8 protein-coding genes are annotated in these 11,513 nt (G+C 32.1%); 6 read left to right on the top strand and 2 right to left on the bottom strand.

Features of this window, described 5'->3' with window-relative positions; all coding sequences use genetic code 11:
- The first annotated feature begins 172 nt into the window (after nt 1–172).
- Nucleotides 173–547, top strand: a complete 375-nt coding sequence (locus Q4548_RS15530; RefSeq protein ID WP_303456604.1) for a glycoside hydrolase domain-containing protein — start codon at nt 173–175, stop codon at nt 545–547.
- Between the two features lie 193 nt (nt 548–740).
- Here the strand turns inward: Q4548_RS15530 and Q4548_RS15535 are convergent, their stop codons facing one another.
- Nucleotides 741–1,889, bottom strand: coding sequence for a phosphodiester glycosidase family protein (locus Q4548_RS15535; RefSeq protein WP_303456607.1), 1,149 nt, complete (start codon nt 1,887–1,889; stop codon nt 741–743).
- Nucleotides 1,890–2,051: 162 nt separating this feature from the next.
- Nucleotides 2,052–2,648: an RNA polymerase sigma factor gene (locus Q4548_RS15540; RefSeq protein WP_303456608.1), complete on the bottom strand. Its 597-nt coding sequence runs from the start codon at nt 2,646–2,648 to the stop codon at nt 2,052–2,054.
- Between the two features lie 287 nt (nt 2,649–2,935).
- Between Q4548_RS15540 and Q4548_RS15545 the strand changes: the two genes are divergently transcribed.
- The 5 genes from Q4548_RS15545 (at nt 2,936) to Q4548_RS15565 (ending at nt 11,504) form a co-directional block, all read left to right on the top strand.
- A complete protein-coding gene (locus Q4548_RS15545; protein ID WP_303456610.1) occupies nt 2,936–4,381 on the top strand; it encodes a sulfatase in 1,446 nt (481 codons plus the stop codon).
- A gap of 36 nt (nt 4,382–4,417) precedes the next feature.
- Nucleotides 4,418–5,242, top strand: a complete 825-nt coding sequence (locus tag Q4548_RS15550; protein ID WP_303456613.1) for an endonuclease/exonuclease/phosphatase family protein — start codon at nt 4,418–4,420, stop codon at nt 5,240–5,242.
- A gap of 11 nt (nt 5,243–5,253) precedes the next feature.
- Nucleotides 5,254–6,537 (top strand): YdcF family protein, encoded by a 1,284-nt coding sequence (locus Q4548_RS15555; protein WP_303456616.1) that lies wholly within the window; start codon nt 5,254–5,256, stop codon nt 6,535–6,537.
- Nucleotides 6,538–6,621: 84 nt separating this feature from the next.
- Nucleotides 6,622–7,779, top strand: coding sequence for a FecR family protein (locus Q4548_RS15560; protein ID WP_303456619.1), 1,158 nt, complete (start codon nt 6,622–6,624; stop codon nt 7,777–7,779).
- A 224-nt stretch (nt 7,780–8,003) separates the two neighbouring features.
- Entirely contained in the window at nt 8,004–11,504 is a 3,501-nt protein-coding gene (locus tag Q4548_RS15565; protein WP_303456622.1) for a TonB-dependent receptor, read from the top strand.
- Nucleotides 11,505–11,513 lie beyond the last annotated feature (9 nt).

Genomic DNA, 11,513 nt, shown 5'->3' on the forward strand with positions numbered 1-11,513 from the left:
TTCAAAATATAAATGAAGTGTTTCTTCTTTTTTATGATGTTTTACTAAATCAAAGTGATCAATTAAGAATTCAGGTAGGATCAGTTTTAATAAGTCTGAGGATAGTTCCAATATAAGTCAGTTTAAAAACTCCTAAATTAATGCTATCCTAATTCACACACAACTTTTGGGATTGATCCGGAAAACACAAGAAATGGTGCGTAAAATCATCAATACACAATACAGCACAGCTCCAAACGGATATTGTGGAAACGAAGATTGTGGACAAATGTCTGCATGGTTGGTGTTCTCTGCTATGGGAATGTATCCTATCAATCCTGCAGATGGAGTGTATAGCATTACATCGCCATTTGTGGAGCAATCTGTGGTGAATTTAGAAAGTGGTAAACAATTTAAAATTACTACAGAAAATCAATCAGAAGAAAATAAATACATCCAATCCATGACTTTAAATGGTAAACCTTATAATAAGTTAACCATTACGCATAAAGAAGTAATGCAAGGAGGTGAATTGCACTTTGTATTAGGAGCGAATCCAAAGAGATAATTACAATAAGTAAAATAATATTATTAATAAAAAAAACTCCAAAGCAATTTGGAGGTTTTTAAAATTTAAGAAATAAAAAAAATCATAACATTATTAGTGGTGTTGTGTAGTACGAATGCTATATGGTCACAGTTAAGTTTTGTACGAGTAACCCCATTCTATATCTGTAAAAATGTGCAATGTGTTTTTTATATCAATGTGATAGTAATAGATAATTTAAACAAGGTCTAGTTCCTTTTTTGTCACTGGGAATGTTTTTTATTTTTCCGTTCAACCATAAAACTGAGGAACCACCTCCATCAAGGTTGATCGCATTTTCGCAATTATTTTCTATAAATAATTCAGCTAAATCGTTATAATTAAGTCCGCTTGAAGAATCAGATCTTCCATCTGCAACAATCCAAACGGCAATGTTTTCTTTTTTGTTGACACCAACAGCGGTTCTAGGATGTTTTTTTCCTCTGTATGAATTTGAAATTTCAGAGTTGCTGGTAACCTTAGCATTGTTATAAACTAAAGGAATTCCTCCAGAAATATGAGTTGAAAGTTGTAAGGGTTTGTCGTCCTTTTTGCGTTTAAGAATTGTATTTATGGTAAAAGCTTGTTCTTTTTTTAATTGAGTAACAATAGCACGAGTTGTAGGTGTATTAATGGCTAACAAATAATGGTTTTTCTTTAAGGCTTTAGGAAGTTTAACAATTTCTTTAACAAAGTGAAATGTTTCATCATTCTTTTCTAGTAGTACAAAAGAATGATGATTGTGTATAACAGAGTCTATGTTAACGAAGGAGTTAAATAAAATAATTGAATTTGTAGAGTCTTTGTATTTAAGGGTGTTGACACCTTTAATAGGGTAGATTTCTTTTTTTGTTTTCAAACTTCCTGTAAAATAGACAGAGTCTAACTGAATGTGATTTTTAAAATCAATATTAATACCGTATTTAACTTTATCGATATGTCCATAAGTAACAATTCCATCACTCACTTGGAACCCCTCCAGTTCACCACTCTTGTATGAAAAAAAGTCTCCATTAATAGCAGCAATCGTTTTGTTCGTATGTTGATTATTGGCAACTTTTGGAACGGTTAGTCTTTTGAAATCTGGAATTGTATTATTTGCAAAAACAGCGTTTAACTTATTCTTTTCAGACATTTTAAATTTATAAACGTAGTAGTTTAATGGTATTGAAGGAATGTTTACATGAAAGTATTCATTACCATCTTTAAAAATTTGATGCGAAATAGTATCTCTATCCTTGGTTATTTGAGCACAAGCAAAGTAGTTTATAAATAAAATGATTACAAAATTAGGACGTAACCTACGGTTTGTTAAAAATGACATTGGTGATTTTTTTTAAGAAATTAGAAAAGAAATTTATAATCGCGTAAAAGAACTAAGCTTAAGTAGTATTGAATGTTAAGAGAAGATGAAAATTGTTTTAAATTTTAGGGAGTAAAAGTGTGGTCTGGGAAAATTGTTTTTTATAAATAGGGAGAAAAATAGTTAGTACGAGTCTTTTATTAGGCTAATAAGGATCAAAAGTTGATAAGGAGAAATTTTATCCATGCAGTTTTTTCTAAGAATAGAATATGCTTTTGTGATTTGACCTTCCACCGTCTTGATAGAAATACTTAAGTGTTCAGAAATTTCAAGATTGCTAAGACCTTCTTTTTTACTTAGAGAGAATATTTGCTTGCATTTCGTTGGAAGTTTCTCAATTTCTTCATGAATTAATAACTTTTTTTGCTCTGAAACTTCTATGTTTTCATCAAGAACAGATTCTTCTAAAGCTTCAAAATAAACCTTTTCTAGGCTAGAAATAGATTTGTTTTTGTGATATTGATTGATAAATTCATGATAAGCAGATTTGTACAAAAAACTCTTTATAGAAAAGGATGGGTTGAGCCTGTCTCTAAATTCCCAAGTTTTTAAAAATACATTTTGAACTAGATCTTGAGCAATATCATAATCAGAGGTTAAGGAAATGATATAAGCAAAAATTCTTTTGTGATAAGTTTCTACCAAATGATTGTAGGCTTTTTTATCACCGTTTATAATAAGGGTGATAAAAGCTTCGTCATCTTGATAAGAATTCTTCATGTGTTAAAATTGTTAGAGCAACGCACTAAAAATGCAATTTCAATGATACTCTAATATTCACAAAAGTATAAAGTTTTTTGAGAAAGATTCCTGTTAAATAATAGTTAATAAGTAGTGTTCAGCCTGTAATCCTTTGAATCTTCAATCGTAAATCAGATTGTTGTCAGCCTAGTGTTTCAATACAAATAATCTAAGTAATTATAAAAATTAAATTTATTAAAAGTAAGGGTTTTTATAATTGGTGCTGTAATAGATAGAGTATTCCATTAATATAAAATTGAAACGAAATGAATATAAAGGTAATCCTATTTATGTTTTTATTGCTAACAAAAGCAAATGCTAGTACAAAAGGAGAAGATGATAAAAATCCAGAAAAACCAAATATTGTAATCATATTTATGGATGATCTTGGGTATGGAGATTTTACATCTTATGGAGCAATTGATTATGCAACTCCGAACATTGATGCTTTAGCAAATGAAGGAATGAGGTTTACCAATTTTTATGCGGCCCAGGCAGTGTGTAGTGCTTCAAGAGCTGGAATTCTTACAGGTTGTTATCCTAACAGAATAGGGATTAATGGAGCTCTTAGGCCTAATGTGAAAAAAGGAATACACAAAGGAGAAGTAACAATAGCGGAATTGGTAAAACAAAAAGGATATGCGACTGCTATTTTTGGAAAATGGCATTTAGGGAGTGAGCAGGTTTTTTTACCACTTCAACATGGTTTTGACGAATATGCTGGTTTGCCTTATTCTAATGATATGTGGCCTGTGGATTATGAGGGGAATTACAAACAAAAATCTAAATACCCGCCTTTACCTTTTATGGAAGGAAATGATAACGTAAGAGAAATTAAAACGTTGGACGATCAGGCTGAGCTAACAACTATTTATACAGAAAAGGCTGTGGATTTTATTCAAAGAAAAAAAGACACTCCTTTTTTATTGTACCTACCGCATTCTATGCCACATGTGCCCATTGCAGTCTCAAGCAAATTTAAAGGAAAAAGCAATCAAGGACTTTATGGTGATTTAATGATGGAGCTAGATTGGTCTGTGGGTCAAATTACAAAGGCTTTAAAAGAAAATGGCTTAGAAGAGAACACAATCGTAATAGTGACAAGTGATAATGGCCCTTGGTTAAATTATGGTAACCATGCAGGTTCTACAGGAGGTTTGCGTGAAGGAAAAGGAACCAGTTGGGAAGGAGGCCAACGTGAGCCTTGTATCATTAGCTGGCCTAATACCATTGCTAAGGGAACTGTCTGTAACAAAATAGCTTCAACAATAGATTTATTTCCAACAATTTCTGAGATTATAGATGGAGAACTTCCTAAACATAAAATAGACGGAATTAGTATTCTCTCATTGTTGAAAAGTGAAGAGGAAGCAAACCCTAGAGATCATTTGTATTATTACTACGGAAATAATAATCTAGAGGCTGTTCGAAAAGACAATTGGAAGTTGGTGTTTCCTCATCCACATCGTTCTTATGAAAATAATGCACCTGGTAAAAACGGTTTTCCTGGTAAAGTAATCAAAGCAAATGTTGAGAAAATGGCTTTGTATGATTTAAGAAGAGATCCGGGAGAAAGATATGATGTCATAAGTTTATACCCAAAAGTAGTAGCAGATTTAATGCTTTTAGCAGAAGTAGCTAGAAAAGATTTAGGAGACAATTTAACCAATAGAGTAGGGGAAAACGTTAGAGAAGCGGGGAGAATAGAGTAATTACAAGCAGATAATAATATAATAATTTTAATAAAAATGAGAAAAATATTAACAGGTATAGTGCTAGTGGCAAGTTTGTTTGCTTGTAGTCAGGAAACAGAAGAGAAAATAGAACCTATAGAAGAGAAGGTTTCTAGTGATGTTAAAATAATGACATTTAATATATTCGGAGGTTTTCCAAGGGGAGCTGATAGAAATGATTTAGCAGATTATGATTTGGATGCGATCATTAGAACCATAAAGAGTTCCAATTCAGATATTATCGGGTTGAATGAAATCAGTAAAGGGCACAAAGCAGCAACAAATTATGAGGATCAACCACAAATAATTGCAGAAGCTTTAGGTTATTATTATGATTTTTATGGTCTTGAGGTTAGTGGAAAGTATGGAGTTGCATTGTTGAGTAAATATCCTATTTTGGGAATTAGTCATACAAAATATGAAATTCAAGGAGATCATGAAAAAGGATATATAGAAGCAAAAATTCAACATCCAGAGGGTGACTTGTGGGTGTATGTTACACATTTAGAAAGTGGAGATGAACTTGTTAGGTATTATGAAATTCAGGAATTGAAAAAAGCATCAGCGATTCTTGGAGAGGTACCAAAGCTAATCATGGGAGATTTTAATTTTACGCCAGACAGCGATAATCATAGTTTTATGACGGAGGGAGAATTTATAGATCCTCTAGGAAAAAATTTAAGTCCTAATACGTTCAATTTAGCAACACCTAAACGTATAGACTATATTATGGGGAACTCAAAAATTAAATTTGTTCAAGAACCTTGGGCAGATACTACAGACAAAACATCAGATCACTTTCCTGTATGGGCAGAAATTAATTTTGTGACGAATAAATAATCCATCAAGAAATGAAGTATAATAGAGATAGATTTTTAAGCAAAGCAATTGTTTGTTTTTTGTTGATAATTGGAGTTCAAGCCTTTTCGCAAAAAGAAACAGAAGTAAATTTAGAATATCAGTTTTTAAAGAGTGAGTCTATTGCACAAGACAAGCTGTTTTATTTTTATACCGTGATTCAAAAAAATCCTAGTATTGAAAAAATATTTACAAATAATAAATATTTAAAAAAGGTTTTAAGAGATCAAAAAGAGAGTATATCAAAAGCAGCAGATACTTGTGGTGTAAATTCAGAATGTCATTTTAATAGTTTTTATTGGAGTGAAAAAGCTGTTGATGAGGTGTCTAAGGAATTGAAAAAAATGTTTCTTAAACATGTAGAGCTAAAAAACTTGGTTAAAAATCATTTAAGAGCTTCAGGGAATTTTGAAAAATATGCAGCATTAAACGATCAAGAACTTTTACTGAAAATATGGATAGACACTTGTAAAGGACTAAATAACATTATAGATGTTTACGGAAAAGGAGACAAACCATTGTATGCCAAAATAGATTCAATAGGATATGATAAAACATCTGTTTTTTATAATAGGTTGATGGATGTAAACGTAAATAGTATTGCCAATGATTTAGAGAAAAGCACACTTTTTTTTGAACCTTCATTACAAATGACTTTGAACTTATTAGAAATCAATGATAGAAATGAAATTGAGATTCATGAACCGATGCATGAAAAAGAAAATAAATTGGCGGTAAAACACCTAAAGAATATCAATTGGGAACAGTATAAATATTCGTTGATTTTGGTGCCAGGTTTTGGTCCAGAAGAAGAAAAAGTAGCTTTGAGTCCTATGGCAAGGTTTAGATTGAAATTAGCCGTAGAGCGTTATCAAAAAAAGTTGGCTCCTATTATTGTGGTTTCAGGAGGAGGGGTACACCCTTATAGAACAGTATTTAATGAGGCTGTTGAAATGAAAAAAAGTTTGATGAATGATTATGGAATTCCAGAAAAAGACATACTAATAGAACCCCATGCTCGTCATACAACTACAAATTTAAGAAATACAGCTAGGTTGATGTATAGGTATGGAATTCCGTCAGACAAAAAGGGCTTGATCACAACAACCAAGTATCAAAGTGCATATATAACAAGATCAAGTTTTAACAAACGGTGTTTAAAAGAGTTAGAATACATTCCTGTAGAAATAGGAAAGAGGCTGAATAAAAATGATATTGAATTCTTACCTAAAATCATATCATTACATACAAACAATATAGATCCATTAGATCCATAGAAATGTAAAATAAGAATTCAATAAAAATATATTTAAAAAGTAAGGGTATTTAAAAATTGCTTTGTAATAAAAGAAAAGAGATGTATGATAAAGCCTGAAATAGAGGATTTAATAGTAAAGTTTGTAAATAACAACGCAACTGTAGAAGAAAAGGAAGCGTTAAATGAATGGGTGCAAATTTCTGGGAATAAAAAGATTTTTAAAAAGTATGTTAAAAATCATTATAGAATTACCTACAACAGTCTGGATGATTCTCGTCTTTACAAAATGAGAAAGCAATTGTTGTTAGAGGTGGGAGATGAAAAGAAAGTTAAGGTGTATCCATTTAAATCGTTTGTGAAATATGCAGCTGCAGTTTTGTTAATAGGAATGTTAACAACGGTCTATATTTATAGAGATACTATTGATAATAGAACGTTAACCACGGCAAGCAACACAATTCAACCAGGAACAAACAAAGCTATTTTAACTTTAGAAGATGGATCTGTAGTAGCTTTAGAAAGAGGAGATTCTTATAAAACAGAAAAAGCAGAAAGCAATGGCTCTAAAATTATATATAGAAAATCAATCAATAATAAGAGAGTAAAAACGAGCTATAATTATTTAACAATTCCAAGAGGGGGAGAGTTTTTTGTAGAGTTATCTGATGGAACAAAAGTTTGGTTAAACTCCGAAACACAATTAAAATACCCTACAAACTTTGTAAAAGGAAAAGATAGGGAGGTAGAATTGGTTTATGGGGAAGCGTATTTTGATGTGTCACCTAGTACGGAACATGATGGGGCTAAATTTAGAGTAATCAACTCTTCTCAAGAAGTAGAGGTGGTAGGAACACAATTTAATATCAAGGCTTATAAAGATGAATCACATGTTTATACAACGTTGGTTGAAGGAAAAGTAAATGTGAAAACAGAAAAGGGACAAGAGGTTTTAAAACCGAATCAACAAGCCATACTACTTGTAGGCGAAAACAAAATTAGAGTTAAAGATGTTGATGTAAAACCTGAAATTTCTTGGATAAAAGGAGAGTTTAGTTTTAAAGGAAAAGCGTTAGTAGATATTATGAAAATAATATCAAGATGGTATGATGTAGACGTTGTTTTTGAGAATAAAGAGTTGGAACAAATTAAGTTTAGAGGAGTTATAGATAAAAAACAAAGCATTGAAGAGGTGCTGTTGATTATGAAATCTAGAGCTATAAATAACTATGAAATTAAGAACAACACAATTATTTTAAAATAAGCAAACAACTATAGAAAATAACTAGGCCTATGTGAATAAAAGATAACAAAAGAATAATAAAAAAGGAAGGATAGGGTATTCCTCTACCAAAGTATATATCCCTACCCCCTTTTAGTAATAATTAATTAAAACAGATTTAACTAACTAACTAATACAAATTTATGGAAATTAAATTAACTAGCGCTTTCTTTAGAAGAATAAGAGAACGGCTATTAGTACTAATTATGAGAATATTTATCCTCTTTTTTTGCACAATTGTTTTTGGTTTTACACCAAAGAATGTTGTGTCTCAAAATTCAGAAATCAAAATAGAAGAGGATAAGAAAATAACAGTTGATGAGGTTTTTGACCTGATCATGGATCAAACAGATTATAGGTTTTTTTACGAAGAAGGAATCTTTGAAAATTTTCCAAAAGTAGACGTCAAAAAAGGAGTCATAAAAACAAACAATCTATTACATAAAACTTTAGCAGAAGGAAATCTTGATGTAGAAATAATAGCAGATAATTCTATTGTAATCAGTGAAAAAAAGCTAGATGAAATTGAATTAGCTCAGTTTTTTAAGATATCAGGAATCATTACCAACGAACAAGGAGAACCCTTATTTGGGGCAAGTATAATAGAAAAAGGAACTTCAAATGGGGTCTTGTCTAATTTTGATGGAGAGTATATAATCAAATTATCGAATGAAAATGCAGTGCTTGTAATTTCATATGTTGGGTATACTTCACAAGAAATTAGTGTTACTAATCTAAAAACTATAGATGTTGTTTTAAAAGAAAGTGTATCTAACTTAGATGAAGTAGTGATTGTAGGTTACGGTACAACTAAAAAACAAAATCTTACCGCTGCAGTAGATCAAATAAAAGCAGAAGATTTAGGTAAAAGAGCCAATGTTAGTATTGTAAGTGCTCTTCAGGGAGTTATGCCAGGTTTAAGTATACAATCAAACAACGGAGATCCTAGACAGAATGCAGAAATTAACGTTCGTGGTTTTAACTCTATAAATGGTGGTTCTCCACTTGTGTTGGTAGATGGTATAGAAGGAAATATTAATATATTAAACCCTTCGGATATAGAGAGTGTTACCGTACTTAAAGATGCTGGGTCAGCTGCAATTTATGGAGCTAGAGGAGCTTTTGGGGTAATTTTAGTAACTACTAAAAAAGGAAAAGAAGGAAAAATAAAAGTAGACTTTAATAGCTCTGTTTCTGTAGCAACACCCGCGGTTAGAACAGATTATATTTCAGACCCAGTATTGTACGGAAAAACCATTGATGCTGCTATTTATGGATACAATGGAAGTTCATACACAGGGTATACAAGTGATGAGGATTGGAATAGACTTCAACAAGTAGCTGATGGAGTTGTGGCTCCATGGAAAGAGTTACAGGCAAACGGAACCTTTAAGTTTTATGACAAAACAGACTGGTACAATCATTTGTATGATGACTCAGTCTTTTCTCAAATTAACGATGTTTCTGTTTCAGGAGGAAACGAAAAAATTCAAGCATATCTTTCGGGTAGAATTTTAAAAACAGGAACCGTTCAAAAATTACAAGACGAAGAAGTTGTTAGAAAAAACATCAAAGCAAATATTTCTTTTAAAGTAAATGACTGGTTAAAACTATCAAATGATACTCAGTACAATACAGGGAATCAAATTGAGTATGGAGGTAGAACTGCTGGATGGGGACTTGGTTGGACGTATACAAATAATTACCTGTATGCTTTTCATCCTGCAGAAATAGATGGAGTTCCTTTTGATTATGCTGGACAAAGTACGTTAGGAGCCATTTCAGAAGGAAATAACTTCCAGAATTATGACTACAAACAATTAGTCAATACATTCAATATTTTACTGACTCCTATCGATCACTTAAAAGTGAATATAGATTATAGTAGTCGATTTAGCAATACAAATTGGAACAGACGTTTAAATGAATTTCAATACTTAACCAGTGATAAAGTTTCTCTAGAAACAGTAGGGTTAAATAGGTTGACAGAACAAAGAACGGAAAGTGTGTATAATGTCTTAAACATGTACGCTACTTATACTCAAACAATAGGCGATGATCATAATTTTTCTTTGATGACTGGATACAATCAAGAAAAATTTGAGGAAGATGAAATTATAGCAGAACAGGGTGGGCTTTTTGATCCAAATTACTCTAACCTAAACTTAGGTACGGAAATATTAAGAGCTGATGGATCAACACAATCATGGGCTGTGCAAGGATTCTTTAGCCGTTTTCACTATGATTACAATAACAAATATCTGCTAGATGTAACAGGTAGATACGATGGTTCTTCTAGATTTCCAGCAGATAGTAGATTCGGTTTCTTTCCTTCTGCTTCATTAGGGTGGTTTGTGAGTAAAGAAGATTTTTGGTCAGGTGCTAAAGAAATTGTAAATAGTTTCAAAGTAAGAGGATCGTACGGATTGTTAGGGAATCAAAATATAGGACTGTCAACATTTTCACAGTTGTTGCCAATAGGGAGTACAAACTGGTTGTCAGAAGGAGCTGAACTTGCTTATGTGAGCGATCCCAACCCTTTGCCTAAAGTAGCTACATGGGAAAAAACAGCAACAGCAAACTTAGGAATAGACGTAGGTTTCTTTAAAAATAAATTAACAGCTTCTGTAGATGTTTATCAAAAACAGGTAACAGACATGTATTTGCCTAGTGAGCCTTTACCAGGTGTTTTTGGAGCAAGTGAGCCTAGAGAAAATAACGCAGATTTAGAGGTGCGAGGATTTGAACTGTCTCTGTCTTACAGAAATTCATTTAATGTAAAAGACAAACCTTTAAATGTGAAACTAACAGCTAGTTTAAATAATTCTCAAGGTAAAATTACAAAATATTCAAACCCTAACGGCTTGTTAAGTTCATTTTATGAAGGTCAAGTTTTAGGAGAGATTTGGGGATATCATGTTGATGGACAATTTCAATCTGATGAAGAGGCTTTGGCGTATCAAAATAGCTTTGTTTCACCTTCTTCTAACTTGTCAGGAGTTTATAACTTTGCTCTTAATATTGCTCAGAATAATGAGTTTAAAGGGTTGAAAGCTGGAGATTTAAAATACATTGATACGGATGGAGACGGAAAAATAGACAAAGGAGACAACACATTAGCAGATCACGGAGATCTTAGAGTGATAGGGAATTCAATGCCTAAATTTCCATTCGGATTTACATTGAATTCAGACTGGAATGGTTTTGATGTTTTAGTACAAGGTTCTGGAGTTGTTTCACAAGACTGGTATCCACAAGGGAGAATGTATTGGGGAACTTACGAACGTCCGTATGTTGCTTTTATTAGAAAAGATTTAGTGAGCAATGCTTGGAGTCCAGAGAATACAAGTGGAAAATTTCCACAAATAAGTAGAGCTTATACGGCTCTAGGTTCTAACAGACAGTTAAGTGAAGTGAACGATCATTTTTTAACCAATATAGGGTATTTAAGAATTAAAAACTTAACGCTTGGTTATACCATTCCAAAGGAGATTACTCAAAAAATAAGTATAGAACGTCTTAGAATATACTTTAGTGGAGAGAACCTATATACATTTAGATTTGGTGGACTTACAAAATACTTGGATCCAGAACAAGCAGGTTCAGGAGTAAGTTTGTCTAACCCTAATAATGCAACAAGTAGTTCTAGAGTAGAAGATTATCCAATGAACAAGATTTTTTCATTAGGGATCAATATTTCTCTTTAGTCAAATGTT

Origin of the sequence: Wenyingzhuangia sp. 2_MG-2023, assembly GCF_030548295.1 — a bacterium.
Classification (GTDB): domain Bacteria; phylum Bacteroidota; class Bacteroidia; order Flavobacteriales; family Flavobacteriaceae; genus Wenyingzhuangia.

Excerpts from the sequence above, each read along its gene's own strand:
- Q4548_RS15545 (WP_303456610.1), top strand. The coding sequence starts at position 2,936 with ATGAATATAAAGGTAATCCTATTTATGTTTTTATTGCTAACAAAAGCA.
- Q4548_RS15535 (WP_303456607.1), bottom strand. The coding sequence starts at position 1,889 with ATGTCATTTTTAACAAACCGTAGGTTACGTCCTAATTTTGTAATCATT.
- Q4548_RS15560 (WP_303456619.1), top strand. The coding sequence starts at position 6,622 with ATGATAAAGCCTGAAATAGAGGATTTAATAGTAAAGTTTGTAAATAAC.
- Q4548_RS15565 (WP_303456622.1), top strand. The coding sequence starts at position 8,004 with ATGAGAATATTTATCCTCTTTTTTTGCACAATTGTTTTTGGTTTTACA.
- Q4548_RS15555 (WP_303456616.1), top strand. The coding sequence starts at position 5,254 with ATGAAGTATAATAGAGATAGATTTTTAAGCAAAGCAATTGTTTGTTTT.
- Q4548_RS15540 (WP_303456608.1), bottom strand. The coding sequence starts at position 2,648 with ATGAAGAATTCTTATCAAGATGACGAAGCTTTTATCACCCTTATTATA.
- Q4548_RS15550 (WP_303456613.1), top strand. The coding sequence starts at position 4,418 with ATGAGAAAAATATTAACAGGTATAGTGCTAGTGGCAAGTTTGTTTGCT.